Source organism: Sinorhizobium sp. BJ1 (assembly GCF_002531555.1).
Lineage (GTDB): Bacteria > Pseudomonadota > Alphaproteobacteria > Rhizobiales > Rhizobiaceae > Sinorhizobium > Sinorhizobium fredii_B.
In genome coordinates this window covers 40,588-66,558 of record NZ_NWTH01000021.1, presented here as the reverse complement: position 1 = coordinate 66,558, position 25,971 = coordinate 40,588, and the positions used below count along the sequence as shown (strand labels likewise).

23 protein-coding genes are annotated in these 25,971 nt (G+C 62.7%); 12 read left to right on the top strand and 11 right to left on the bottom strand.

The genetic code is table 11. The annotated features are described in order from the left end of the window. Positions 1–23 precede the first annotated feature (23 nt). The 5 genes from CO676_RS23290 to CO676_RS23270 all read left to right on the top strand — a co-directional run bounded on the left by CO676_RS23290 (position 24) and on the right by CO676_RS23270 (position 4,244). Entirely contained in the window at positions 24–737 is a 714-nt protein-coding gene (locus CO676_RS23290) for a ribonuclease activity regulator RraA (protein WP_097522811.1), read from the top strand. Beyond that, a complete protein-coding gene (locus CO676_RS23285; RefSeq protein WP_097522810.1) occupies positions 737–1,486 on the top strand; it encodes a FadR/GntR family transcriptional regulator in 750 nt (249 codons plus the stop codon). The genes CO676_RS23290 and CO676_RS23285 overlap by 1 nt, the downstream gene beginning before the upstream one ends. Positions 1,487–1,558: 72 nt before the next feature. After that, positions 1,559–2,389 carry an NAD(P)-dependent oxidoreductase gene (locus CO676_RS23280; protein ID WP_097522809.1) on the top strand — a complete coding sequence of 277 codons (831 nt, stop codon included), beginning with the start codon at positions 1,559–1,561 and terminating at the stop codon, positions 2,387–2,389. Then, positions 2,386–3,264, top strand: a complete 879-nt coding sequence (locus tag CO676_RS23275) for an SMP-30/gluconolactonase/LRE family protein (protein WP_097522808.1) — start codon at positions 2,386–2,388, stop codon at positions 3,262–3,264. Before CO676_RS23280 ends, CO676_RS23275 begins: the two co-directional genes overlap by 4 nt. Positions 3,265–3,296: 32 nt before the next feature. Further along, positions 3,297–4,244: a dihydrodipicolinate synthase family protein gene (locus CO676_RS23270; RefSeq protein ID WP_097522807.1), complete on the top strand. Its 948-nt coding sequence runs from the start codon at positions 3,297–3,299 to the stop codon at positions 4,242–4,244. Between the two features lie 73 nt (positions 4,245–4,317). Here CO676_RS23270 and CO676_RS23265 read toward each other — a convergent pair whose 3' ends face one another. From CO676_RS23265 to CO676_RS23220, 10 genes are all read right to left on the bottom strand, one after another. Next, positions 4,318–5,358: a helix-turn-helix domain-containing protein gene (locus CO676_RS23265; RefSeq protein WP_097522806.1), complete on the bottom strand. Its 1,041-nt coding sequence runs from the start codon at positions 5,356–5,358 to the stop codon at positions 4,318–4,320. A gap of 113 nt (positions 5,359–5,471) precedes the next feature. Then, a complete protein-coding gene (locus tag CO676_RS23260; protein WP_097522805.1) occupies positions 5,472–6,470 on the bottom strand; it encodes a 4-hydroxyproline epimerase in 999 nt (332 codons plus the stop codon). Positions 6,471–6,482: 12 nt separating this feature from the next. Continuing rightward, positions 6,483–7,334, bottom strand: coding sequence for an ABC transporter permease subunit (locus tag CO676_RS23255; protein ID WP_097522804.1), 852 nt, complete (start codon positions 7,332–7,334; stop codon positions 6,483–6,485). Beyond that, a complete protein-coding gene (locus CO676_RS23250; protein WP_097522803.1) occupies positions 7,331–8,179 on the bottom strand; it encodes an ABC transporter permease subunit in 849 nt (282 codons plus the stop codon). The genes CO676_RS23255 and CO676_RS23250 overlap by 4 nt, the downstream gene beginning before the upstream one ends. Positions 8,180–8,193: 14 nt before the next feature. After that, entirely contained in the window at positions 8,194–9,282 is a 1,089-nt protein-coding gene (locus CO676_RS23245) for a glycine betaine/L-proline ABC transporter ATP-binding protein (RefSeq protein ID WP_097522802.1), read from the bottom strand. A 108-nt stretch (positions 9,283–9,390) separates the two neighbouring features. Further along, entirely contained in the window at positions 9,391–10,242 is an 852-nt protein-coding gene (locus CO676_RS23240; protein ID WP_097522801.1) for a glycine betaine ABC transporter substrate-binding protein, read from the bottom strand. 75 nt (positions 10,243–10,317) lie between these two features. Further along, positions 10,318–11,664, bottom strand: a complete 1,347-nt coding sequence (locus CO676_RS23235) for an FAD-binding oxidoreductase (protein WP_097522800.1) — start codon at positions 11,662–11,664, stop codon at positions 10,318–10,320. Then, positions 11,661–13,178 carry an aldehyde dehydrogenase gene (locus tag CO676_RS23230; RefSeq protein ID WP_097522799.1) on the bottom strand — a complete coding sequence of 506 codons (1,518 nt, stop codon included), beginning with the start codon at positions 13,176–13,178 and terminating at the stop codon, positions 11,661–11,663. Before CO676_RS23230 ends, CO676_RS23235 begins: the two co-directional genes overlap by 4 nt. Next, on the bottom strand, positions 13,171–14,082 hold the full coding sequence (locus CO676_RS23225; protein ID WP_097522798.1) for a dihydrodipicolinate synthase family protein: 912 nt from the start codon (positions 14,080–14,082) through the stop codon (positions 13,171–13,173). The genes CO676_RS23230 and CO676_RS23225 overlap by 8 nt, the downstream gene beginning before the upstream one ends. After that, positions 14,079–14,837 (bottom strand): GntR family transcriptional regulator, encoded by a 759-nt coding sequence (locus tag CO676_RS23220; RefSeq protein ID WP_097522797.1) that lies wholly within the window; start codon positions 14,835–14,837, stop codon positions 14,079–14,081. The genes CO676_RS23225 and CO676_RS23220 overlap by 4 nt, the downstream gene beginning before the upstream one ends. Positions 14,838–15,114: 277 nt before the next feature. Here CO676_RS23220 and CO676_RS23215 point away from each other — a divergent pair, with 277 nt between their 5' ends. From CO676_RS23215 to CO676_RS23185, 7 genes are all read left to right on the top strand, one after another. Continuing rightward, on the top strand, positions 15,115–16,098 hold the full coding sequence (locus tag CO676_RS23215) for a L,D-transpeptidase (protein WP_097522796.1): 984 nt from the start codon (positions 15,115–15,117) through the stop codon (positions 16,096–16,098). 293 nt (positions 16,099–16,391) lie between these two features. Then, positions 16,392–18,473, top strand: coding sequence for a hydantoinase/oxoprolinase family protein (locus tag CO676_RS23210; protein WP_097522795.1), 2,082 nt, complete (start codon positions 16,392–16,394; stop codon positions 18,471–18,473). Between the two features lie 29 nt (positions 18,474–18,502). Continuing rightward, entirely contained in the window at positions 18,503–20,155 is a 1,653-nt protein-coding gene (locus CO676_RS23205) for a hydantoinase B/oxoprolinase family protein (protein WP_097522794.1), read from the top strand. 12 nt (positions 20,156–20,167) lie between these two features. Next, entirely contained in the window at positions 20,168–21,373 is a 1,206-nt protein-coding gene (locus CO676_RS23200) for an aminotransferase class I/II-fold pyridoxal phosphate-dependent enzyme (protein WP_179875608.1), read from the top strand. A gap of 14 nt (positions 21,374–21,387) precedes the next feature. After that, the gene (locus tag CO676_RS23195) at positions 21,388–22,200 is read left to right on the top strand and encodes an NAD(P)-dependent oxidoreductase (protein ID WP_097522792.1); all 813 of its coding nucleotides are present in this window, start codon (positions 21,388–21,390) and stop codon (positions 22,198–22,200) included. A gap of 9 nt (positions 22,201–22,209) precedes the next feature. Continuing rightward, complete coding sequence (locus tag CO676_RS23190) at positions 22,210–23,403, top strand: FAD-binding oxidoreductase (protein WP_097522791.1); 1,194 nt, start codon at positions 22,210–22,212, stop codon at positions 23,401–23,403. A 29-nt stretch (positions 23,404–23,432) separates the two neighbouring features. Continuing rightward, positions 23,433–25,118, top strand: coding sequence for a thiamine pyrophosphate-binding protein (locus tag CO676_RS23185; RefSeq protein ID WP_097522790.1), 1,686 nt, complete (start codon positions 23,433–23,435; stop codon positions 25,116–25,118). Between the two features lie 103 nt (positions 25,119–25,221). On the opposite strand, the gene CO676_RS23180 is transcribed toward CO676_RS23185, so the two are convergent. Further along, complete coding sequence (locus CO676_RS23180; protein ID WP_097522789.1) at positions 25,222–25,950, bottom strand: FadR/GntR family transcriptional regulator; 729 nt, start codon at positions 25,948–25,950, stop codon at positions 25,222–25,224. Between the last annotated feature and the right edge of the window lie 21 nt (positions 25,951–25,971).

The following is a 25,971-nucleotide window of genomic DNA, read 5'->3' as shown; positions in this document are numbered from 1 at the left end:
GAACTACAGGCCGGGAGGGACAGATGCAGTTTTCCGAGGCAACCCGCGAGAAGCTCAAGGCAGTGTCGACCGCGACGCTCACGACGGTCCTGTTGAAACGCGGCCTGCGGAATGTCTTCATCCGCGGCATTCACAAGATCAATCCATCGGCACCCCGCATGGTCGGCCCGGCCTTCACGCTGCGCTACATTCCGGCGCGCGAGGACCTCGACCATGTCGGCGCCTTCAACGATCGCGGCCATCCGCAGCGCCGGGCCGTCGAGGAATGCCCCGAAGGCCATGTGCTGGTGATGGACAGCCGCAAGGATGCGAGCGCGGCGTCTGCCGGCGGAATCCTGGTGACGCGTCTGTGGATGCGGGGTATCGCGGGCGTGGTGACCGACGGCGGGTTTCGCGACACGCCCGACATTGCCAACCTGCCCTTCCCTGCCTATCACTCGGCGCCCTCGGCACCGACGAACCTGATCCGCCACCACGCGCTCGACATCAACCAGCCGATCGGTTGCGGCGACGTGCCAGTCTATCCGGGCGACGTGATCGTCGGCGACGACGAGGGCGTGGTCGTGATCCCCGCGGCAATTGCCGAAGAGGTCGCGGACGAAGCATTCGAACAGACCGTTTTCGAGGATTTTGTCGAAGAGCGCGTCAGGGAGGGCCGCGGCATATTCGGGCTCTATCCTCCCGGCCCCGAGGCGCAGGCGGAATTCCTTAGATGGAGAGAAGAAAAGAGGCGCTGATGACCGGCGGACACGCCCTGGTGGCCGCAAGAACCGAGACGCGTTTCAGCGATATCATCTACGAGAAGATTGTCGGCATGATCGCCGACGGACGCTTCCCGGTGAATGAAAGGCTGCCGTCGGAGCAGAATCTCGCCGCCCTGTTCGGGGCATCCCGTCCGGTCGTGCGCGAGGCACTGGAACGGCTGCGCACGGATGGCCTGATCGTGTCGCGCAAGGGGTCTGGCTCCTATGTGCGCCAGAAGCCGGATTCCTCAGTGCTGAGGCAGGTTCCAGTGGGCTCGCTCGCCGACGTGCAGCGCTTCTTCGAGTTTCGATCCGGGCTCGAAGCCGAGGCGGCCGAGCTTGCCGCCCGCAACTGGCAGCCCGTCGACAAGGCGCGCATCACCGCCGCTCTGGGCGCCCTCGAGAGATGCCTCGAACTCGGAGACCTCGGCGCCGACGAGGACCAGGCGCTGCACGATGCGATCGCCATGGCGACGGGAAACCAGTTCCACCTGATCGTCCGGGAATGGTTCCGGCCGCATTTTTCGATCGGCATGTCGGTCACCCGCAGCCTCAGCCTCAAACGCACCCCGGCCCATGTCCGAATGGTGCAGGACGAGCACGCGGCGATCGTCGAAGCGATATTCGCGCGGCGGGAGGCCGAGGCGCATGACGCGATGAAACGGCACATCCTGAATGCGCGCGCGCGCATGTTCCAGGGTGTCGGGGCGGAGACGCCGCGAGCCGAGGAACGCGACAAATAGGACGGAGGAATACCGCACTTGAGCGCGCGTCGGGAATTGCACGCCGCCACGATCGCGAGGAGGAGGACTGTTTTGAAACGTATAGCGATGACGGGCGGCGCAGGCCATATCGCCACGCAGCTCAGGGGTTTGCTTTGCCCGGATGTCGAGCATCTGCGGCTGATCGACATCAGTCCCGTCGAGGATCTCGCCGACAACGAAAGCTTCGTCAAAGCCGATCTCGCCGACGCGGACTTGATGAAGAGGGCTCTGGCGGACATGGACGGCGTGATCCATCTTGGCGGCATCGCCCAGGAGAGCGATATCGCATCGATCCTGCGCGTCAATGCGCTCGGCACGTACAATGTCTACGAGGCCGCCCGGGCCAACGGCGTCGAGCGCGTCGTCTTCGCCTCCAGCAATCATGCCACCGGCTTTTATGCGCGCAGCGAAACCATAACGCCGCCCGATCCATGCCGCCCGGACAGCCGCTACGGCCTCTCGAAATGCTTCGGCGAGTTGGTGGCGGGCTTCTATTACGACACGGCAGGCATTCGCACCCTGTCGATCCGCATCGGCAACGCCGAGACTTATCCGAACAGCGAGCGCTCGGCGGCGATCTGGATCAGCGCCCGCGATCTGGCCCAGCTTATCCAGATCGGCCTCAACCATCCCGACATCGCCGCGGCGATCGTTTATGGCGTATCCCGGACGGACGCGACCTGGTGGAAGGACGATCTCGCCTGGCGGCTCGGCTACCGGCCTGAGGATAACCCACGCGACCATCTGCGGATCGAAAAGCCGGCCGAGGGCACTATCGCCGCCTATTTCCAGGGCGGTGGCTTCTGCGAAGGCGAACACGACGGCAAGCTTCGCCTGCGCGATCGCGATGGCCTGGTGGTCAAATCGGAGGCGGCGTCATGAGCGGTCCGAGGATCATCACCCCAGAAACGCGCCGGCTCATCGATTTTCCGATGCAGGTCGGCGAGTCGCCGAGCTGGGACGAAAGGACCGGCGACCTCTGGTTCGTCGATATTCTCGCTCCGGCGGCAATCTGCCTGCATGCCGATGGCCGCGTCGATCGTTACGATATGCCGGCCGCCATCGGTTGCCTTGCCCTTTGCGAGAGCGATCGAGTGGCCGTGGCGCTGCAGACCGGCGCGCACATTCTCGACCCGAAGACCGGGTCGCTGAAACTGCTGTGCGATCCGGACGGCGGACGGCCGGACAGCCGGCTCAACGACGGCAAGGTCGGGCCGGACGGGCATTTCTGGGTGGGCACGCGCGACGAAGCCGTGCCGCAAACCGGCAACGCCCGGCTCTATCGCGTCGCACCCGACGGCACATTCTCCTGCGTCGCCGAGAGCCTCAAGACCTCCAATGGATTGGCGTGGAGCCGCGACGGCCGCCGCATGTATCATTCCGATAGCAGTCTGCAGTTCCTGCAGGCCTTCGAGTTCGATGCGGCGACCGGCGCAATCGGCAGGCCGCAGAGGCTGCGCGACTTCACCGCCGAGGAAGGCAGGCCGGACGGGGGCGCAACCGACGCCGAGGGCTTTTACTGGAGCGCCGGCGTGTCCGCCGGCGTCCTCAACCGTCTTTCGCCGGAAGGAGAGATCGTCGAGGTCTATCAAATGCCGGTAGCCGCGCCGACCATGCCCTGCTTCGGCGGCGCGGGTCTCAGGACGATGTATGTCACCAGTCTCGCGAGTGACCGCTCCGGCCATTTCCAGGCCGGAACTTTGCTCGCCTTCGAAGCGCCGGTCGCAGGCACGCCCGTCCACCGTTTCGCGCTTTGACCTGGCCCACGCAGATCAGGGAGGGAAGAACAATGCACATTCAGGATTTGCGCAAGGTATTGCATGGTGTATCTGGCGTACCGGTGACGGCCTACGACGACGATGGTGAGGTCGATCCGCGGATCACGGCGAAGGTCTACGCCCGCGTGGCGAGGGCCGGCATCCACAACATCGTTGCGGCCGGCAATACCGGCGAGTTCTACGCGCTCACGCCTGACGAAATCAGGACCGTGCACGATGCCGCGGTTACCGGCGTCGACGGCAGGGCGCCCGTCACCGCCGCGATCGGCCGCTCGCAGCGCGAGGCCGTCGCCATGGCGAAAGCCGCAAGGGCCATGGGGGCCTCGGCGGTCATGTCGCACCAGCCGGTCGATCCCTTCGCGGCCCCGCAGGCGCAGATCGGTTACTTCCGGGCTCTTGCCGATGAATCGCCGCTGCCGCTCATTGCCTATGTCCGCGCCGAGGGCTTCAGCCTCGACGACATGGTCACGCTTGCAGGGCATCCCAATATCGCCGGAATCAAGTTTGCGACGACTGACATCATGCTTCTGTCGCGGGCGATCGCGGCGAGCGATCCCAATGGCGCGCTCTACGTCTGCGGCCTTGCGGAAAGCTGGGCGCCGGCCTTCACCGCCGCAGGGGCGCGGGGGTTCACCTCCGGCCTGGTCAACGTCGCCCCCGAACTTTCGCTCCGCGTTCATTCGGCGCTGGAGAGCGGAGACTTCGCGGCGGCGCGGCAGATCCTCGCCCTGATCGAACCCTTCGAACGGATGCGAACGAAATATCGCAACGGCGCCAACGTCACGGTCGTCAAGGAAGCCGTGAGCATGACGGGCCTTGCCGTCGGTTCCGTGCGCCTTCCCGGCCTGCCGCGGCTCGAGCCCGAAGACCGCGCCAGCCTCGCGCAACTCCTCGAAACGTGGAAGCTCGATGCGTCACAGCCATTATTCCCGAACGATGCGGGCGAGCGCGGCTTATAGCCTGCATGGGTGTCGTGGGCGAACAGGCGCAGGCGTTGAACGGAAAAGAGGTCAGACGACCGGCAGCACGAACTCACCTTTGACGAGCAGTGTCTCGCGGCGCTTCCCGGATGCGTGCGGCGGAATCCCTGATCTCTGCGGGCGTTTGGCCGTAGGTGCGCCGAAACTCCTTGGTAAAGTGCGACGTGTTGACAAAACCGACGTCGAGCGCGACTTCGATAATCGGTTTCTTGCTCGTCTGCAGGATCTGCTTCGCTCGGTCCAATCGGAGGCGACGGAAAGCAAGTGCCGGAGACATCCTGGTCTTTTCGGTGAACAGGCGCTCGAGTTGGCGTCTCGAGAGCCGGACCGAGGCCGCAAGCTGCTCGATGGTGATCCCGCCTTCGAGATGCTGCTCCATGGTGATGAGGGCGGACATGACACGGGAGTCGTTGAAGTATTCGCAGAGCGGCTGTCGCGTCTGGATATCGAACTGCGAACGGGCCTTCTCGATCTGCAACACTTCCAGCGCATTCCGCTCGGCATCCCTGCTGATGTGTCGCCTGACCAGGGCAGCGGCCAGATCGGCGGCACTGCTTCCGCCCGCACACGAGCCGCGCTTGCGCTCCAGATTGAACAGCCGGTCCGGGCGAACTGCATGATCCGGAAAACGCTCGCGGAACTGGTGGTAGTGAAGCCAGCTCACACAGGTCTCGTGTTCCTTCATCAGGCCCGCTTCCGCGAGAATGAAGGAACCGGTGCATAGGCCGAGCAAGGGCACCCCTTTGGAAGCAGCCCGCTTTAAAAAACGCACGGTTTCATGATCGACCGGCTGTTCGACAGTCAGGAGGCCGCCGACGACGGCAATGTAATCGAATTGACAAGGATCGATAAAGTCCGAGGTGGGAGCGACTTGAACACCGCAGCTCGACGTGATCAGCAGCCTGGTACTGCCGAGGACCTGCCAATCCGCGAGGACTCGGCCCGACCGGTCTAGCTGGTCGCTCGCCAGCCGCAGGGTATCGACGAACAGCGCAAAGGCTGACAGCGTGAAGGATCGCGCAAGGACGAAGCCGATTTTCAGTTGCGCCTGCGGCGCGGGCTCAGACGCCGATGATTGAGCGGAATGTCCCATTTCACTCTGGCTCCTTCCAGGCAGGCAGTATGATGTAACCGGGCGGCTTCGCTGTGCGCGTGACACTCAGCATTAACCGAAATTAACTGGCGCCCCTACCTCGGTCCCTGAGGTCACCTGATCTGAAATCCGTGCGCCAAAGGATCGCGGTCCTCGACGAAGATCGTATTGTGCCCGATGATCCGCGCCCATGCGCCGATACTCGGCATGATGCCCTCGTGGGGCCCGACCCGGACGCCGGCTTCGACCCGTCCTTCGAATATCGTGCCGATCAAGCTTTCGCTTCGGTAGGTATCACCGATCTTCAACCGTCCTTTTGCGTGCAATTGCGCCATGCGGGCGGACGTTCCGGTTCCGCCCGGGGAACGGTCGATCGCCTTGTCGCCATAGAAGACCGCGCCGCGGCCGTCGGCGTTTTCGCTGCTCGGGCGATCGCACCAGATTGCGTGGTGGACGCCGCGAATCCTCTCATCGTCGGGGTGCACGGGGTCGCAAACCTCTGCAAGCGCTGTGCGGAGCTTCTGGCTGAGGCTGACGAGCTCGGATGCCGTCATACCGTCCAGACCAGCCCAATTCCGCTGCGGCTCGACCACAGCATAGAAATTGCCCCCGTAGGCGACATCGACGACAAGCTGTCCAACGCTTGGCACATCAACTTCGATGTCACCGCTATGCAGATAGCTTGCGACGTTGAACAGACGCACGCTTTTGACGAGGTCACCGTCCATCGCGTAGGTGACGTCCACCTTTCCAGCCGGCGTCTCGATCGACAGGACCCCCGGCGTTTTTGGCGTCACGAGGCCTTCCTCGATAACGACCGTCGCGAGGCCGATAGTCCCTGCCCCGCACATCGGCAAGCAACCGCTGACTTCGATGAAAAGCGATGCGAAATCGCAGTCCTCCCGGAAGGCCGGATAGATGATTGCGCCGGACATCACGTCGTGGCCGCGCGGCTCAAACATCAAGGCCGTGCGAATCCAGTCGTACTCCCGAACGAAGATCTCGCGCCGCTCGAAGATCGGCAGATGCGGCAGGAGTGGACCACCGCCGGCGACGACGCGAACCGGATTACCGCAGGTGTGTGAATCGATGCAGAAGAAACTACGCCGCATGATCAGCTCCGATCAGCGCGCTGTCCGCGTTCGATCACGCTGAAGCGCGCCACGCGAAAGTCTGTCGAGAAGAAGTGCGACCGCGACGATGGCCAGGCCGGCGCGCAGGCCGAGGCCCATTTCCATCCGCGTCAATCCGCGCGTCACCTCGGCGCCGAGCCCCCCTGCACCCACCAATCCTGCCAGTACCACCATGGCAAGCGACAGCAAGATGCATTGATTGAGGCCGACGAGCAGGGTCGGCGTTGCCGCAGGGATTTCGATTTTGAAGAGGATGGATCGTGGCGGGGCGCCGATCGCCTGGCCGAGTTCGAGCAGGTCCTTCGGAACCTGGTTGAACGCCAGCGTGGTCAGCCGGAGCATCGGCGGTATGCCGTAGACGATCGTCGCGATTATGGCGGGAACCCGTCCCAGGCTGAAGATCATGACGGCTGGAATGAGGTACACCCATGGCGGCACGGTCTGCATGATATCGAGGACCGGGCGGATCGCCGCTTCGACGCCCTTGATGCGCGAGGCGAGGATTCCGAGCGGAAAGGCGATCAGGACGGAAATCGCTACGGCGACCGTGACGAGGGCAATCGTCTGCATCGAAGCAGTCCAGAGACCCATGAGAAGGCAAAAGCCGAGTGCCAATCCGGCGAGTATGCCCACCCGTATGTTGACGAGAACGATAGCGAGAAGCACCACGATTGCGATCAGGAGATAGGGGGGCAGCGAGAGTAGAGCCGCCTCGATCCCCGAAAGCACGGCCTCGACTACAGTGCTGATGAAGGCGAACACCGGATGGAAGTTGGTGTTGAGCCAGTCGACCGCCGGCGCAAGGTACGTCCCCGGCGATAGCTGAAACGAAAACGGATTCATGGTTTTCCTCCCTCGCCGAGGCGGGCGGCGCTCTGCGTGATCCGGTCAAGCACCATGGTCAGCACAACGATCGCGATGGCGGCATCGATCGACTTGGCGATATCGAGGGTCCGGATCGCTCCATAGATCGTTTCGCCAAGGCCGCCTGAACCGACAATGCCGGCGATGACGACCATGCCGAAGGCCATCATCAGGCTCTGATTGATGCCGGCCATGATGCTCGGCCTTGCAAAGGGCAGACGTATCTTGAAGAACATCTGCCACTTCGTGATGCCGATCGCGTGACCCAGCTCGATGAACTCGTGCGGTGTCATCCGGATGCCGAGCGACGTCAGTCGGACGGCCGGAGGCATGGCGACCACGAAAGTCGCAATCAGCGCGGTCGCCGGTCCGTAGCCCAGCAGAGCAATCGCCGGTAGAAGGTAGATGTAAGGCGGCAGGGTCTGGATGAGATCCAGAGCTGGCTCCAGCAATCGGTCGAGCGCCGGCAGAAAGCCGGCGACCACGCCGATCGGCAGGCCGACGAGAAGCGCCAGCGAGGTCGCGGTGATGACCAGTGCCAAGGTGCTCATGGTCTCCGGCCACAGTCCCATAAGCGCGCAGCAGACGAGGGCTATTGCGGCCAGTGCGCCGAACCATGCATTGACGAGCCGCCACCCGGCAACGGCGAGAACAGCCGCCACCACGAAGAAGGGCGGAAGCTCGAGCAGCCACAGGATGCCGCCGTAAATTCCCTCAAGCATCGTGCGCACGAGATCGAAGAGGAATTCACCGTTGTCGCTCAGCCACTCGAGCGCCGAGTCGGTCCAGGCGTCGAATGTGTCCGCGAAAGCCGAACTTTCCATTTTGAAACGCTCCTCTAGGCGGCCGCGGCCTGCTCGCGCGCCGGCGCTCCCTTGACGCCGGCAAGCAAGCTCCGCGCGGTCACGACGCCGATGACTGTCCCGTTGTCGGCAACCGCGATGCCGTCGCGATCCGACTGCATGGCAAGCCCGATCAACTCGTCGATGTCGGCCTCGGGCATCGTCTTGACGAGGGCACCGATATCGCCGTGTGGGTGAAGTCGCTGATAGTCGGCAACCGGGACCATGACGGAGTGGGCCTTGATCAGGTGGAGGCGGGAAATGCCGGCCACGAAGTCGGCGACATACTGATCGGCCGGGTTGAGGACAATGTCCTCGGCGGTCCCCACCTGGATGATGACGCCGTCCTTCATGATCGCGATGCGATCGCCGATGCGAATGGCCTCATCGAGATCATGGGTGATGAACACCGCCGACTTGCCGAGTTCTTTGGTGAGCTGTCGGAATTCGTCCTGCAATTGGCGGCGAATGAGCGGGTCGAGCGCGCTGAACGGCTCGTCCATGAGGATGATTTCAGGATCGGATGCGATGGCGCGCGCCAAGCCGACGCGTTGCTGCATGCCGCCGGATAGCTCTGCGGGAAAGCGACTGAGCCAGTCGCCGAGACCGACCTTCTCAAGCGCTGCCGTGGCAGTCCGGTTGCGCTCTGCTTTTGGAATACCCTGTACCTCAAGACCGAAGGCCGCATTCTCGAGCACCGTGCGATGCGGAAGCAGCGCCACGCTCTGAAAGACCATGCCGATGTTCTGGGCGCGCATCTGCCGGAGTTCAGCCGCATTAAGTGCGGCCAGATCCTTGCCCTTGACCAGGACCTTGCCGAGGCTTGGGGTGATCAGCCGATTCAGAAGCCTGATCAAGGTAGACTTGCCGCTACCCGACAGTCCCATGATGCAGAAGATCTCGCCGCGCCGTACCTGTAGGCTGGCGTCGGATACGCCGACCACGCAATTGTACTCCTGCAGAATCTGCTTTTTCGACAAACCCCGCTTCGCAACTGCCTCCATCGCGGCGGGTGCCTTCTCGCCAAAGATCTTCCAGACCGATTGGCAGTCGATCAGCAGTTCGTTTGAATCGATACTTGCCATTTCCTCACTCCCTTGGAGCCAATCTTGTGCTGGCAGTTCTCCCGGTCTTCACAAGCCTTGGCAGTGGCCGCCCGGACAAATCTCCAGGCGGCCGATTGCGGTTGAAACTCAATATTTCTTGATGTTTTCCCAGCGCTTCAGGAGGTCGGCATGGCTATCCGTCCATTCCTTAACGGCCTCATCCATCTTCTTGCCGTCGCTGACCGCGCCATTGATCGCGGTGATGTCCGCCAACGGGACATAGACGCTCGCCAGAAGCTCGCGCGCCTCAGGGTTTTCTTCAGAGAAGCCCTTCTGGCCGATCCAGTAATAGCTCTGCGGCGGCGGGAAGACGCCCTTGGGGTCCTTGAGGAACTTCACGTCATATTTCTGCATCATCCACGACGGTTCCCAAATGGTGACCGCGATCCATTCCTGGCGGTCGATTGCCGATTTCAGCGCCGCGGTCATGGCCGCGGTGCTGCCCTCGACGAGCTGGAGCTTGAGGCCGTATTGCTTGACCGCCTCCGCGGTGTCGCGCATCAGGCCCGAACCCGGCTCGATGCCGATGATCTTGCCGCCGAACTTGTCGGCATTGTCGTTGAGCTGATCAATGGAATCGATGGTCACGTACTTGGGCACGGCAATTGACTGGTAGAGGCCGTGGGATACCGGCGAGATCTTCTCAAGACGGTTCTTGTTCTTGTCCCAGTAGTCCTGGGCGACATAATCGGTCTGCGACGCCAGGATCTGGATGTCGCCCTTGCTCAGTGCGGCGTAAGCGATGCCCCATTCCGAAAACTCGGTCACCTTCACCGTATAGCCGGCGTCTTCCAGAACTTTCTTTGTAATGCCTGTGATGGGGGTCAGGTCCTCCCACGAAAGGGTTCCCATCTCGATGGTCTTCTCTTGAGCGCGAGCGGGCACCATGGTCAAACCGACCATTGCCGCGGCGCAGAGTGCTTTCCAAAGTTTCTTCACGGGTTCTCTCCTGTTCTTGTTCCCGTTTTTCTTCGAAGACTGCGCATTCAGCCTTCGCCATTGCGCGGTCGCGGCTTAGCCCTCCCGACCAGCTCGCAATTCCTGAAAGCGGATGACCGAGTTGATGCCGAGCCAGGCCAAAGGCTCCGGCGGCAGTCTGCTCGGCATCGGCTGATCCTTGTATTTCTCGAGGGGCGGGCTCGAGGTGTTCGTGGCCAATTCAGCCACCATCATCCCGGCAAGGGTGCTCTTGACCGTGCCGAGACCATTCTCGCAACAGGCGGAATAGAGCCCCTCCTCCACCTCACCGAAGGCGGGCACATGGTTCCTGCTGAGGCAAAGCGCCCCCGCCCAACTGAACTCGAACGGCACCCGTTCAAGTCCGGGGAAACGAGCATCAAACGATTGCCTCTGCTCGGCAGCAATGCCGGCGAGGCGCTTTTCCGACACCTGAAGGCTCGGGTCGTAGGTGAAGCGGGTCCTGATCACGATGCGCGAACGCCCGCCCACGCTGATCTTCCTCACCGTAGCGCCCATCGGGTCGGCCGGCAGCAACGCCCAACGTTCTGCTCCGCTCGCGCGGCTGCCGAATTCGCTCGGCGAGAAGGCAGCCGACATGGACGCGTACGTGAAAACATGCATCAGCCGGTGGCTGAAATAGCCGAAGCTTTCGACGTGACCGTTCACGGCCAGAATTACCTTCGGCGCTGTCACCCCGCCGCGCTTTGAGCGTGCCTTCCAGACCTTTCCCTGGCGAGTGAGCTCCAGCACGGGAGATCGTTCGTAGAGGTCGATCTTCGTCGCCAAAGCGCGCGCCAAACCGCGGATGTAGTCCGCGGGCTGGATCATCACGGCGCCTGGCGTATAGAGGCCGCCGAGATAGTAGTCGGAGCCGGTGATGTCGCGCATCTGCTTGGCGTCGATCGGCTCATGCTTCTCGCCTATGCGCCGAAGCGATGTGCCATAATTCTTATTGAGTTTCAGGCCCCGTTCGCTTGCTGCGGCATTGATCTTGCCGGACGGATCGAATGTTTGCTCCGACATGCCGTATTCGGCGGCAGCCTCTGCGGCGAATGAGATCGCAAGACGGTTCTGTTCAATTTCCAGCGCCGCCGTCTTTTCGTCCGCGACCGAATACTCGCCGGACGATAGATTGTGCGGCACGTCGATCATGTATCCGGAGTTCCGCCCCGCCGTGCTTTTCGCAACCTCTGTCGCATCGAGCACGACGATCGTCTCGCCGGGCCGCAGCTGCGACAATCTCCGTGCCGCCGAGAGACCGGCAAAGCCCGCGCCGATGATAAGCCAGTCGGCGCGAACGTCGCTCTCAAGCGTCCGCACCGGGAGTGCACGGGTGCTGATTGCTTCCCAACCAGAGACACCCGTATCGACCGGCAGGCGCTTGACCGTGTGCTGGTTCATCTAACCGTCTCGTCAACGGAGCGCTCCGAAACGTCGATCCAGATCGTCTTCAGCTCGGTGTACTGGTCGTGGGCCCAGATGGACTTGTCGCGACCGCCAAAACCGGATTCCTTGTATCCTCCAAACGGCGTTGTGGCGTCGCCCTCGCCAAAGCAGTTCACGGTCACCACACCGGCGCGGATCTCGCGCGACAGTTTGATCGCGTTCCTCAGGCTGCCGGTATAGACCGACGCCGTCAGGCCATAGACCGTGTCGTTTGCGAGAGCGATGGCTTCCGACAGGCTGTTGAACGTGGTCACGGAAAGCACCGGACCAAAGATTTCCTCCTGGAAAAGCCGGCTGTCGCGACCGACGCCATCAACGACCGTCGGCTCGACAAAGATGCCCTTCTGCGTCTCTCCGCCGTAAAGCAGGGTGAGCTTCTCCGTGCTCACCTGCTCGATATAGGATTTTACCTTCTCGAAATGGGCGCTGCTGACGAGCGCACCGATGCGATTTTCGGGATTGAGCGGGTCTCCGGTCTTCCATTCCCGCATGTAGTCCCCAACGCGCTTCAGGAGCTCGTCCTTCACCTCGGCATGAACGATCAGACGGGAGGTCGCGGAGCAGTTTTCGCCCATGTTCCAGAAGGCGCCATTGACGACCTGCTCGGCGACGAGGTCGAGGTCTTCCACATCGTTCATCACCAAGGCCGGATTCTTGCCGCCACACTCCAGGACGACGCGCTTCAGGTTCGAATCTGCGGCGTAACGGAGGAAGCGCCGGCCGGTGGCCGTCGAGCCCGTGAAACTGACCATGGAGACGTCCATGTGCATGCCGATCGGCTCGCCGACGTCCCTGCCGCTCCCGGTCACCACATTGAACACGCCGGCGGGAATACCGGCCTCATGAGCCAGTTCAGCAACCCGCAGCGCCGTGAGCGTGGTTTCCTGCGCCGGCTTGACGACAACGGAGCAGCCTGCCGCGAGAGCCGGGCCAATCTTCCAGGCCAGCATCAGCAGCGGAAAGTTCCATGGCAGCACCAGACCCACGACGCCGATCGGTTCGCGGACGACCAGTGTCAGGGCGTTCGAGCCTACCGGAGCGGTGTTGTCATAGACCTTGTCGATCAGTTCGGCATGCCAACGGATCGTGTGGATCGTATCCGGCACATCGACCGTCTGGACCTCGCGGATCGGCTTGCCGCTGTCGAGACTCTCGAGGACCGCGAGCTCATGGCGGTTGCGCTCGAGCAGCCTGGCGAATTTGAGCAGCACCTCCTTACGCTCGCCGGGGGAGCGCAGATGCCAGCGGCCGTCGTCAAATGCCGCCTTGGCCGTTGCTACAGCAAAGTCGACATCGGCACTGTCACACGCGGCGATTTCCGTCAGCACCTCTCCGGTTGCCGGATTGGTCGTCTTGAAGGTCTTTCCCGACGCGGCCGGCCGAAAGGCCCCGTCGATAAACGCATTCGACGGATAGCACATGGAACTCGCGATCGCCGCATATTCCGCTACGGTCAGAAGATCATGCATAATTTGCTCCCGATGTGATGTGGGCGACGGACCGTTTCAGGGTGCTGATGACGGTCTGCAGGGTTCGCTTTTCTTCAGAGTTCAACGGTCTGAGCGGCGCGCGCACCTCGCCGACGTTCAGCCCGTTCAGCTCGCAGCCGAACTTGATCGACTGAACGAACTTACCGGTCTCGAGGAAGTCCATCAGCGGCAGCATCGCCGTCATGATCTGGCGGCCCTTGTCGAAGTTCTTCTCGACGACGCAGGCCTCGTAGAGAGCAACGTGTTCGCGCGGCAGGAAGTTGGAGCCGGCACAGACCCAGCTCTTCGCACCCCATGCAAAGAATTCGAGCGCCTGGTCGTCCCAACCACATGAGAGCGATATGTGGGGAAACTTCCGGGCCAGCAGGTGCAGGTTGCCCATGTCGCCGGAGCTTTCCTTGATCGCCACGACGTTCTTGGACTTGCCGACACGGGAGAAATACTCGTCTCCCATCATCACGCCCATGCGGGCCGGATAGTTGTAGAGCATGATCGGCAGGTTCGCCGCGCGGTCGATCGTCAGCGCATGGACAGCGTTCTCGCGTTCCGTCGGCAGAGCGTAGGGCGGTGACGACACCAGGATCGCGTCGGCCCCGATATCCTTTGCCGCCTTTGCATACTCGACCGCATCTTCCGTCCGCGTCGCCCCGGTGCCGACAATCAACGGCAACCGCGTGCCGATGACGTCCTTGGCGTGTGCGGCAAGATCGCGCCGCTCCTGGCACGTCTGTGCGTAGTATTCCCCGGTCGAGCCCCCTACGATAATCCCGTGGACCTTCGCGTCGATCAGAGATTCGAGAACCTCCGCGTACGCTTTCTTGTCGATCGTGCCGTCGGCGCCATAGGTGGTCACCGCGGGCGTGTAGATACCTTCGAATTTCAAGACAGTTTCTCCATCGACAGTGCGGCCGGGCCCTCGACCAGAGCGTCCGCCTTCAGACCTTGTGGCGCTATGAACATCTCCATGTTCTCTCGCGAGAGTTCCCAGTGCTCGAACACCAGGTCGACGACCGCATCCTCGTCATGCGCGGCGATCGCCGCGATGAACGCATCATGATGCTCGACCGCGATGCAAAGCCGCTTTTCCATGTCTTCGTTGCGCGGGCGGAAGAAGGTGTGGCCGATGCGCGCGTGATCGATCAGAAGACGGCTTAGGCTGGGCTGCAGGTAGACGTTGCCCGACATCTCGCCCATGATTGCGTGGAACCGGTTGTTCTCCAGCACCATCGAAGCGGCATCCCTGGAGACGCTCGCTGCACGAAACAGCTCTTGGGTGTCCTTGAGTTGCGAGAGCTGCCTGGGCTTGAAGTTCTGCACCGCCAACCGACCGATCGCCGCATAGACCATCGGCGCGACCAGGAAGAAATTTCGCAGCGTCGAATGGTTCATCGGGGCCACCCTTGCCCCGCGGTTTTCCCGAATTTCGACGTAGCCCTCGCCTTCGAGACGGCGAATGATTTCGCGCACCGGAGTCCGCGACACACCGTAGCGTTCGCTAAGTGTCATCTCGTCCAGATCTTCGTCGGGATCCAGCTCCATCGTCAGGATTTGCCGCTTCAGGTCGTCGTAGAGACCGTTCTTACCGCTCTTCACAGGAACCTCCTCTGACGGTGGGAGCCGTTGTTCAGATGTGCGCATCGTGCATGAGGCGCGGAGGCGAGTCAATAAAAATGTATTATAGGAGTATACATTCATTATACGGTCAAAATACATTTTGGAGCGGCAGCTCGGAAATGCATTAAAGAACAAAAGGTTGCGACGCATGGAACCCTCGCGCATCCGGGAACCGGCACTGAGCTCGGCGCGGGGAATAAGCGGCTGACTGCAGGCTTTCCCTGCCTGTGGCGCGAGCTTGGCGTGATGGAGGGCCGGTCACCGACCGGCGGGTGGAACAACTTTGGTGGCTATCGATTTTATGGCCATGAAGAGCGTGGCCTTGTTCGCAGCATCACTCACATTGGGCCTTAGCGGCTCCGCCGGTGCTCAGGAGCTCCGGCCCGAATCCATCAACGATGCTTCGGTCGCCTCCATTCCGTCAGAACGGCCGTCCAGCGCCGCGCCTCGCCCGGAGCCGGCCATTGTCCATCTCCAGGTTCTTCTGGATCGCGCCGGATCATCACCGGGGGTGATCGACGGCTACTACGGCGAGAACGTCACCAAGGCGGTCGCTGGATTCGAGGCTATGCAAGGTCTTCCCGCTGATGGAAAGCTCGACCCGCAGGTCATCGAAAAGCTCTCAGACGGCAAACCCGTCATCGAGCCTTATGTCATCTCTGAAGACGATGCCAAGGATCTCGTCGAGAGCATTCCCGAAGACTACGCGAAGCAAGCCGAGATGGAGCACCTCGGATATACGAGCGTCGCGGAGAGACTGTCCGAGCGGTTCCACATGGACATCGACCTCTTGAAGGCGCTCAATCCGGGCTCGGCATTTGCCGTCGGAGGAACCGTATCGGTGGCGATTCCCGGCGTCGCGAAGGAGGGCAAGGTCAAACGAATAGAGGCACGCAGGCGGGCGGGGCAAGTGCTGGCCTTCGCCGAGGACGGCTCGCTGCTTTCTGTATATCCCGCCACCATCGGCAGCGAAGAGTCGCCCTCGCCCTCTGGCACGCACAAGGTCAAGGGTGTCGCTCGAGAGCCCACCTACGTCTACAACCCCAAGCTCAACTATCAGCAGGGCGACAACACCGAGGTTCTGACGCTGCCCAAGGGCCCCAATGGTCCCGTTGGGAGCGTCTGGATCGATCTAACAGAACCAACCTATGGGATCCACGGCACGCCGGAACCGTCGCTCATCGACAAGGCGGGATCACACGGATGCATCCGCCTGACCAACTGGGACGCGGAGGAACTGGCGGCGATGGTCAAGCCGGGGGTCATCGTCGAGTTCACCGACTGAACCATCCAATCCCTTCGCGTCGCCCCTTTGCAGTCGCTCGCTCAATGCAGCCCGAGATAGGCCTTGCGCCCGTCCTCTGAACTCGAGGAGCGCCTCTATGCTGGTCTCGCCGACCGTCATTAATCGGTCGTTCCGGTTGACGCTTGTATGATAAGTGACATATGACTTTTGCGTCTAACGGAGATATTTTAGAGCCCCTTGCCCTTGCCGCGGCGCCCGTGGAATTCATCTCTCTAAGACGGCGGTCAAGCGGACGGCGGCTCAAAAGACAGCGAACTATGGGGAACTGAACAGTGACAAGCGCTTCTGGGAACTGCCGCGTCGGCGTCGACATCGGTGGCACGTTTACGGACATCGCCCTTGACCTCGATGGAACACTCCATTCGACCAAGGTCCTGACCGACTACACCGCGCTCGAGCGCGCCATTCTGAAGGGCGTGAAGGCCGTCGCCGAGGCGGCCGGCATCGCCCTTTCGGACATCGATATCCTGATCCATGGGACGACGCTTGCGACCAACGCGCTGATCGAGCGACGCGGCGCGAAAACGGCTTTCATCACCACCGACGGCTTCCGCGACGTGCTCGAAATGCGCACCGAGAACCGCTTCGAGCAGTATGACCTCAATATTGCGCTGCCCCCGGCGCTCATCGAGCGCGCCAGCCGCTTCACTGTTCGCGAACGCATCAACGCCGCCGGCGAAGTGCTTGTGCCGCTCGATAGAGCCTCGCTGGAGCCTGCGGTCGAAGCAATCGCCGGCGGCGGTTACGAGAGCGTGGCGATCGGCTTCATCCACGCCTATGCGAACGGCGAACACGAGAGACAGGCGCGCGAGGAATTGCTGGCGCGTATTCCGGGCCTCTCGGTGTCGATCTCCTCCGAAGTCTCGCCGCAGATGCGCGAATTCGAGCGCTTCAACACCGTCTGCGCCAACGCCTATGTGAAGCCGGCGATCAAGTCCTATCTCGACCGGCTCGTCGTCTCCCTGAAAGAGATCGGTGTCGGCTGCCCGGTCTACATGATGCATTCCGGCGGCGGCATCGTCTCGGTTGAAAGTGCCGCCGAGTTTCCGGTGCGGCTCGTCGAATCCGGCCCTGCCGGCGGTGCGATCTTCGCGGCCGACATCGCCCGCCGACACGGTCTCGATACCATCCTTTCCTTCGACATGGGCGGCACGACGGCCAAGATCTGCCTGATCGAGAACCAGGTGCCGAAGACGGCGAAGACCTTCGAGGTCGCGCGTACCTACCGTTTCCGCAAGGGCAGCGGCATGCCGATCTCCATTCCGGTGGTGGAGATGGTGGAGATCGGCGCCGGCGGCGGATCGATCGCCAGCATCGACGTCATGCGCCAGATTCGCGTCGGCCCCCACAGCGCGGCTTCCGAACCGGGCCCGGCCTGCTACCAGCGCGGCGGCCTCAAGCCAACCGTCACCGACGCGGATCTCCTGCTCGGCAAGCTCGATCCGGACAATTTCGCCGGTGGCGCCATCCCGCTTTCCGTCGACGCTTCACGCGAGGCGATGGACCGCGAGATCGGCGGCCGCCTCGGCCTCGACGCCGAGGGCGCCGCCTACGGAACCTGCGAAATGGTCGACGAGAACATGGCCAATGCCGGCCGCGTTCATACGGTGGAGAACGGCAAGGACATTTCCGACTTCACCATGATCACCTTCGGCGGCGCCGGCCCGCTGCATGCCGCCCGGCTCTGCGAGAAAATGGGGATCTCGACGTTCCTCGTCCCGCCCGGCGCCGGGGTCGGGTCGGCGATCGGCTTCCTGCGGGCGCCGTTCGGCTACGAGTCGGTCCGCAGCGCCGTGTTCAATCTCTCCCGCTTCGACAGCGAGGGCGCCAACCGGCTGATGGCCGCGATGCAGAGCGAAGCTCTCGGCTTCGTTGCCGGCGGTCTCGACGCGGCCGATCCGGTCATCGAACGCACCGTCTTCATGCGCTATGCCGGTCAGGGCTGGGACATTCCCGTTGCGCTCCCCTTCGAGCACTTCGATGCGACAAGCGCCGAGCGCATCGTCGCGCTGTTCGAGGGGGCCTATGCGCGCTTCTTCGGCCGGGCGATCGAGGGCCTCGATATCGAGATCGTCAGTTGGGCCGTCAAGGCGAGCTCGCCGCTTCCCGAAGTCGCGCGCGTCGAAGCTGTCGGCCGACGCCGCAGTGCCGAACCCGGAAAACACCGCCGCCTCTTCGATGTGGGGCAGAGGACTTTCATCGAAGCAGGTATCCACGAACGCGAGACGCTTTCCCCCGGTGATGTCGTTTCTGGCCCGGCGGTGATCGTCGAACGCGAGACCTCGACCGTGCTCACCTCCTCCTTCGTTGCCACCGTCCAGGCGGATGGCTGCCTTCTCGTCACACGCCGCTGAAAGGGTCCCCTAACCCGGGAATATTGACCATGAGTGAAACCCTAATCGACATCCATATGCAGGTGATGTGGAACCGGCTGATCTCCGTCGTCGAGGAGCAGGCGCAAACGCTGATCCGCACCGCGTTTTCGACCAGCGTTCGCGAAGCCGGCGACCTTTCGGCCGGTATCTTCGACCTTGAGGGCCGGATGCTCGCCCAGGCGGTCACCGGCACGCCGGGCCATGTCAACGCCATGGCGGAATCGGTAGCGCACTTCATCAACGACATCGGTCCGGAAAACATCTTCGAGGGTGACGTCTACATCACCAACGATCCCTGGAAGGGCACCGGCCATCTCCACGACATCACCGTCGTCACGCCATCCTTCCACCATGGCAAGCTGGTCGGCTATTTCGCCTCCACGGCGCATGTCGTCGATGTCGGCGGCCGCGGCTTCGGCCCGGATGCGCGCGAAGTCTACGAGGAGGGCCTGTTCATTCCGATCATGAAGTTCTTCGATCGGGGCGAGGTCAACCGCACGCTGCTCCATATCGTCCGCAACAATGTCCGCGAGAGCGACAAGGTGGTCGGCGACTTCTACGCACTTGCCGCCTGCAACGAAACCGGCCATCGCAGGCTCGTCGACATGCTGACGGAATTCAACCTGGAAGACCTCGGCACCATCGGCGCGTTCATTCTCAAGCACAGCCGCGAAGCGACGCTGGAACGGCTCCGGAACCTTCCGCACGGAAGCTGGTCCTACAGCCTCGATCTCGACGGCTACGACGAGCCGGTGCATCTCGCCGCAAAGCTCACCATTAGCCCTGATGGTGTCCTCGTCGACTTCGACGGCACATCCGGCATGAGCAAGTTCGGCATCAACGTGCCGCTGGTCTACGCCAAGGCCTATGCCTGCTACGGCATCAAATGCGTCGTCGCGCCGGAGATCCCGAACAACGCCGCCTCACTCGCGCCCCTCGAGGTCGCCGCCCCGGAAGGCTGCATCCTCAATGCCAAGCGGCCAGCACCCGTGGCCGTTCGCCATGTGCTCGGCCATTTCGTGCCCGACCTCGTGCTCGGTGCGCTGCACCAGGCGCTGCCGGGCAAAGTGCCGGCCGAAGGCGCAAGTGCGCTGTGGAACCTGCACATGAGCGTGCGCCCAGTCTCCGACGAGATCGGCGGCAAAGGTGCCGAAATTCTGATGTTCAATTCCGGCGGCACCGGCGCCCGCCCGTCGCTCGACGGACTCAACGCCACCGCCTTTCCGAGCGGTGTCCACACTATGCCGATCGAGGCGACGGAAAATGTCGGCCCGATCATCGTCTGGCGCAAGGAACTGCGCGAAGGCTCCGGCGGCGCCGGAGAGCAGCGCGGCGGCCTCGGCCAGATCATCGAAATCTCCGCCGCCGAAGGCTACGCCTTCCGCTTCTCCGCCATGTTCGACCGGCTCGGCCATCCGGCGCGCGGCCGGGACGGCGGACGTGACGGTGCGGCCGGCTCCGTGTCGCTCGACGACAGTACCACGCTCAAGGGCAAGGGCCTGCAGTTCGTGCCGGAGGGCCGGAAGCTCGTGCTCCAACTCCCCGGCGGCGGGGGCTACGGGACCCCGGCCCAACGCCCGGCAGCGGCGATCGATGACGATATCGCCAATGGCTACATCACCAAGGATCAGGCGGCCGCCGACTACGGCAGGAAGAAATAGGACGGGCACGCGATGAACATAATGAATTTCGAGAGCTTCCGAGCCGGTAGCATCAAGTCGTCTCCGTCCATGGCTGTGTCGCTTGCCGCCAAGGCGATGCGTGCGAAGGGCGAGAGCGTCATCGATCTCTCCCTCGGCGAGCCGGATTTTGAGACGCCGGTCTTCATCATCGAAGCGGCGATTGCGGCGATGCGAAGCGGCAAGACCCGCTATACCGGTCCGGACGGCATGGAGGAATTGCGCGTGGCGATCGTCGCGAAATTCAAGCGCGAGAATGGCCTCGAATATGCCATGGACGAAATCTCCATCGGCAACGGCGCCAAGCAGATCCTGTTCAATGCCTTTCTAGGCACGCTCGAACCCGGCGACGAAGTGATCGTGCCGGCACCCTACTGGGTATCCTATACGGATATCGTCATTCTCCACGGAGGCGTGCCCAGAACCATCGCCTGCGGCGTCGAGGACGATTTCAAGCTGACGCCGGAACGCCTCGAACAGGCGATCACGACGCGGACGCGCTGGGTCCTGTTCAACTCGCCCTCGAACCCCACCGGCGCGATCTATACGAGCGACGAACTCGCTGCACTCGGTGCGGTGCTGGAGCGCCATCCGCATGTCCTCGTCATGTCCGACGAGTACGAACACATCGTTGCCGGCGACGTGCCCTTCACCTCCTTTGCGAATGCCTGCCCGCAATTGCGCGAGCGGACGCTGCTCATCAACGGCGTTTCCAAGGCCTATGCGATGACCGGCTGGCGGCTTGGCTATGCGGCCGGGCCGAAGAGCTTGACCAAGGTCCTGAACAAGATGCAGTCGCAGAGCACGACCTGCCCTGCGTCGATCTCCCAGGCCGCCGCCGCCGCGCTCAACGGTTCGCAAGACTTCGTCGCCCGAGCCGTCGCCGAATACAAGTCGCGTGGGGAGCTGGTGACGCTGGGCTTCAACGCCATTCCCGGGCTCGAGGTTCGCGCGCCGGAGGGGGCCTTCTATCTCTTTCCCAAATGCGCCGGCCATATCGGCAAGACGGCACCGGACGGTACGGTCATCGAGAACGCAACCGCACTGGCTTCCTACCTGCTGACGACCGGAAAGGTCGCGACCGTTCCCGGCGCTGCTTTCGGCATCGAGCCTTACATCCGTCTGTCTTTCGCGACGTCGCGGGAAAACCTGCTCGTTGCAATCGAGCGTATCGGTGAAGCACTCACCCAGCTTCGCTAAAGAAGGAAATAGCCATGTCCAATTATCAAAGAGTGTTGCTTACCGGTGCTGCCGGCGCCCTCGGGACCGAGCTTCGCAAGTCCGGAACCAGGCTCGGAAAGGTCGTCAGGCTCTCCGCCCGGACGCCTTGCAAAAATCTCGCCCCCCATGAAGAGGACTTCCCGCTCGACCTGTCTGACTTCGACGCGGTCTCCAACGCCGTGAAGGATTGCGATGCCATCATCCATATGGGCGGTCAGGCTGTCGAAGCGCCGTGGCAGACCATCCTCGATTCCAATATCGCCGGCGGCTACAACGTCTATGAGGCGGCCCGCCGCCAGGGGGTCAAGCGCATCGTTTATGCGAGTTCCGTCCACGCGATCGGCTACTACGAGCGGACGCAGACGATCGACGGCAACGTGCCGACCCGGCCCGACAGCCTCTATGGCGTGTCGAAGACCTTTGTCGAAAACCTCGCGCGTTATTACTTCGACAAGTTCGGCCTCGAGACGGTCTGCCTGCGCATCGGCTCGTCGTTCCCGGAGCCGACCGATCGTCGTCACCTGATCACCTGGCTCTCCTATCGCGACTGCCGCCAACTGGTCGAAAAGTCACTGTCGGCTCCGCGGGTCGGCTTCATGATCGCCTATGGCATGTCCAACAACTCGCAGGCCTTCTGGGACAACCGCACCGCCGCCGTGCTCGGCTACAAGCCGCAGGACAGCGCCGACGACTATCGGGAAAAGGTCTTCGCCAAGACGACGCAGGGCGACCCGAATGACCCGGCCGTGCGCTTTCAGGGCGGGAGCTTCTGTGCCGTGGGCCACTTCGAAGACGAGAACAAGTAAGGCGCCGCCATGCAGGCTTCCAAGACCTCCTATGATGTCGTCATCGTCGGCGGCGCCGTCGTCGGCAGCTCGGCCGCCTTCTTTCTGGCGACCAATACGGATTACACCGGTTCTGTTCTGGTGATCGAGAAGGACTGGACCTATCAACGCTGCGCGACGGCGCTCTCGTCCAGTTCGATCCGTCATCAGTTCTCCAACGCCATCAACGTCCAGGTCTCCCAGTTCGGGACCGAGTTCATTCGCGACTTCAAGAACCACATCGCCGTCGACGACGACACGCCGCAAATCGGCTTCCACGAGGCGGGATATCTGTTCCTAGCCGGTGACGAACACGGTGAGCAGGTGCTGCGACGCAACCACGAAACCCAGGTCGCCTGCGGCGCCGCAGTGACGCTTCTCGATGTCGAGGCACTCGGCCGCCGTTTCCCCTGGCTCAATCTGGAGGGATTGACGCTCGGCAGCACCGGCGAGCGCGGCGAGGGCTGGTTCGACAGCGTCGGGCTGATGCAGGGCTTCCGCAAGAAGGCCCGCTCTCTCGGCGTCGAATACATCGAGGACGAGGTGGTGGCAGTCAATCGCGAGGGCGACCGCATCGTTTCCGTGACGACGAGAAGCGGTCAGACGATCGGCTGTGGAACGATGATCAACACGTCGGGCACCAACGGCACGAAGGTAGCCCGCATGGCCGGTCTCGACATACCGGTCGAACCGCGCCGCCGTTCGCTCTTCGTGGTGAATTGCCGGACACCGCTTGAAGGCAAGGTCGGGCTTACCATCGACCCGACCGGCGTTTTCTTCCGTCCCGAAGGCAAGTTCTACCTGATGGGCACCTATCCCAAGCACGATCCGGAGGTCGATCCGAACGACTTCGAAGTCATGCACGACGAGTTCGACGAGGAGATCTGGCCGAACCTTGCTCATCGCGTGCCCGCCTTCGAGGCGATCAAGGTCGTCAATAGCTGGGCCGGCCACTACGACTATTGCACGCTCGACCACAACGTCATCCTCGGACCGCATACAGACGTGAAGAACTTCTTCTTCGCCAACGGTTTTTCCGGGCATGGCCTGCAGCAGTCGCCGGCGATGGGGCGGGGCCTGAGCGAGCTTGTCACCTATGGCGGCTTCCGCACCCTCGATCTTTCGCCCTTCGGCTACGAGCGGGTGGTCGCCAACAGGCCGTTCCTCGAAGACGCGGTCATCTGAAACAATCGGCCCACATCGGGGATCAAGCTATGACAACCGGCACCAAAAGCCGTAACGGCGGACAGATTCTGATCGATGCCCTGCGCATTCACGGCGTTGAGCGCGCCTTCTGTGTTCCAGGCGAAAGCTATCTCGCGGCGCTCGATGCGCTGCACGATGCCGGGGACGATATCGAACTCATCGTCTGCCGCCAGGAAGGCGGCGCCGCCTACATGGCGGAAGCCTACGGAAAACTGACCGGCAAGCCGGGCATCTGCTTCGTCACCCGCGGCCCCGGCGCCACGAATGCGTCGGTCGGCGTCCACACGGCTTTACAGGATTCGACGCCGATGATCCTCTTCATCGGTCAGGTCGCGCGGGATCAGGTGGAGCGCGAGGCGTTCCAGGAGATCGACTACCGTCGGATGTTCGGACAGATGGCGAAGTGGGTGGTGCAGATAGACGACGCTGCCCGTATTCCCGAACTGGTGAGCCAGGCCTTTCACCGCGCCGTCAACGGCCGCCCCGGGCCAGTCGTCGTGGCGCTTCCGGAAGACATGCTGACGGATCGCGTCGATGTTGCCGATGCGCCCGCCTACAAGGCGGTCGAGATGCATGCTGGACAGGATCAATTGGATGAACTGCGAAGCCGCCTTGAACGCGCGGAGCGGCCGCTGGTGATCGTCGGTGGAGCCGGCTGGACGGCGGGTGCGGTCGCCGACATCCGCGCCTTCAGCGAAGCGATGCACCTGCCGGTCGCCGCCTCGTTCCGGTGCCAGGACCTGTTCGACAATACGCATCCGAACTATGCCGGCGATCTCGGACTTGCGGCGGGACCGAAACTCATCCAGCGCATCAAGGACAGCGACCTCCTGATCGTCATCGGCGCCCGCCTCGGCGAAATGACCACCGGAAGCTACAGCCTCATTGAAATACCGGTGCCGAAGCAGGCGCTCGTCCACGTCCATGCCGGCGCTGAGGAACTCGGCCGTGTCTATCACGCGGCCCTGCCGATCAACGCCAGCGCCGCCGCCTTCGCGCGGCAGGCGGCCGGACTGGCGCCGATCGCCGAGCCGAGATGGGCCGAGTGGACGCGGCAAGCGAATGCGGACTACCGTGAAAACCTGACGCACACTGCGGTCCCTGGCCCGGTGCAGATGGGCGACATCATGGCTTGGCTGCGCGGCCATCTTCCCGCCGATGCCATCCTGACCACCGGCGCCGGCAACTATTCCGCCTGGGCGCATCGCTTCTATCAGTATCGGACATTCCGGACGCAGCTCGGCCCGACCAACGGCTCGATGGGTTACGGCGTTCCGGCCGCGATCGCGGCGAAGCTTTGCGCGCGCGAGCGCGCGGTGATCGCCTTTGCCGGCGACGGTTGCTTCCTGATGAACGGCCAGGAACTGGCGACCGCCATGCAGTATGACGCCCAAGTGATCTTCCTGGTGATCAACAACGGCATGTATGGAACGATCCGCATGCATCAGGAGCGGCACTATCCGGGTCGGGTGTCCGGCACGCAATTGACCAATCCGGATTTCGCGGCGCTGGCGCGTGCCTATGGGCTGCATGGCGAAACAGTCGAGACGACGGAAGACTTCGCCCCTGCCTTCAGGCGGGCCGAAAATTCCGGTCGCCCAGCGCTGATCGAAATCCGTATCGACGCGGAAGCCCTGACGCCGAAAATGAGCCTGAGCCAGATCCGCGAACAGGCGCTGGCACAAGGCAGGTAGGCAGGTGCCGGACATCGCGTAACGGCGGCAGGCGAGTTTCGCGCCGGTTCGTCATCACTCTGTTTCGAGATAGCATCCCCCTCTTGCTGCTCAAGCGGAAGGCTCACTCCTCGGCTGCCGCTGCCGGCTCGTCGAGCATGGCGCGGTAGCGGTTGAGGCTTTCCTCGAGATGCTGCGCGAGGGCGTTCTTGGCTGCCTTGACGTCACCCTGGATGATCGCCGCGAGGATTGCCGCATGCTCCTTGTTGATCTTCTTCAGGTAGGTCTGATAAGCGCCTGCTGACTGGCGGTGCTTCAGCACCAGATCAAGGCTGATCTCCCCTCTGACGGCTTCGAGAAAACGCGGAAAGTGCGGGTTGCGCGTCGCCTTGGCGATCGCCAGATGAAAGTCGAAATCCGCCTGTGCTTCGATCTCGGCGTCGGTCGTGTCGAGGCTTTCCAACTGATCGTAAGCCCGCGCGATCTCGGCCAAGGCTTCCGGCGTCCGTCGCGATGCGGCAAGCGCCACCGATTGCAGTTCGACGCCCAGCCGGAGCTCGAGGATCTGCATTGCCGAGCGTATATTGTCGATTCGGCTGATCTCGAAATCGAGCGTCTTGGCGTCCTTTTCGGTGACGAAGACGCCGGCGCCCTGGCGGGCGGTCACGCGTCCCCCCACCTTCAACGACGTCAATGCTTCGCGGATCACCGTCCGGCTGACGCCGAACTCCTCGCAGAGCTGCGCGCTCGAGGGAAGCTTGTCTCCGGGACCATAAAGGCCCGAATCGATGCGCGAGGCGAGTTGCGCGACGACGATTTCGGCGAGATTGCCTCGTTGTGTGATGACGCTCACGTCTGGGCCTGGTTCCTGCGG

Bases quoted from the DNA above. Each gene is read 5' to 3' on its own strand.
- CO676_RS23290 (WP_097522811.1), top strand. From the start codon at position 24: ATGCAGTTTTCCGAGGCAACCCGCGAGAAGCTCAAGGCAGTGTCGACC.
- CO676_RS23285 (WP_097522810.1), top strand. From the start codon at position 737: ATGACCGGCGGACACGCCCTGGTGGCCGCAAGAACCGAGACGCGTTTC.
- CO676_RS23275 (WP_097522808.1), top strand. From the start codon at position 2,386: ATGAGCGGTCCGAGGATCATCACCCCAGAAACGCGCCGGCTCATCGAT.
- CO676_RS23270 (WP_097522807.1), top strand. From the start codon at position 3,297: ATGCACATTCAGGATTTGCGCAAGGTATTGCATGGTGTATCTGGCGTA.
- CO676_RS23265 (WP_097522806.1), bottom strand. From the start codon at position 5,358: ATGGGACATTCCGCTCAATCATCGGCGTCTGAGCCCGCGCCGCAGGCG.
- CO676_RS23260 (WP_097522805.1), bottom strand. From the start codon at position 6,470: ATGCGGCGTAGTTTCTTCTGCATCGATTCACACACCTGCGGTAATCCG.
- CO676_RS23255 (WP_097522804.1), bottom strand. From the start codon at position 7,334: ATGAATCCGTTTTCGTTTCAGCTATCGCCGGGGACGTACCTTGCGCCG.
- CO676_RS23250 (WP_097522803.1), bottom strand. From the start codon at position 8,179: ATGGAAAGTTCGGCTTTCGCGGACACATTCGACGCCTGGACCGACTCG.
- CO676_RS23245 (WP_097522802.1), bottom strand. From the start codon at position 9,282: ATGGCAAGTATCGATTCAAACGAACTGCTGATCGACTGCCAATCGGTC.
- CO676_RS23235 (WP_097522800.1), bottom strand. From the start codon at position 11,664: ATGAACCAGCACACGGTCAAGCGCCTGCCGGTCGATACGGGTGTCTCT.
- CO676_RS23230 (WP_097522799.1), bottom strand. From the start codon at position 13,178: ATGCATGATCTTCTGACCGTAGCGGAATATGCGGCGATCGCGAGTTCC.
- CO676_RS23220 (WP_097522797.1), bottom strand. From the start codon at position 14,837: ATGCGCACATCTGAACAACGGCTCCCACCGTCAGAGGAGGTTCCTGTG.
- CO676_RS23215 (WP_097522796.1), top strand. From the start codon at position 15,115: ATGGCCATGAAGAGCGTGGCCTTGTTCGCAGCATCACTCACATTGGGC.
- CO676_RS23205 (WP_097522794.1), top strand. From the start codon at position 18,503: ATGAGTGAAACCCTAATCGACATCCATATGCAGGTGATGTGGAACCGG.
- CO676_RS23200 (WP_179875608.1), top strand. From the start codon at position 20,168: ATGAACATAATGAATTTCGAGAGCTTCCGAGCCGGTAGCATCAAGTCG.
- CO676_RS23195 (WP_097522792.1), top strand. From the start codon at position 21,388: ATGTCCAATTATCAAAGAGTGTTGCTTACCGGTGCTGCCGGCGCCCTC.
- CO676_RS23190 (WP_097522791.1), top strand. From the start codon at position 22,210: ATGCAGGCTTCCAAGACCTCCTATGATGTCGTCATCGTCGGCGGCGCC.
- CO676_RS23185 (WP_097522790.1), top strand. From the start codon at position 23,433: ATGACAACCGGCACCAAAAGCCGTAACGGCGGACAGATTCTGATCGAT.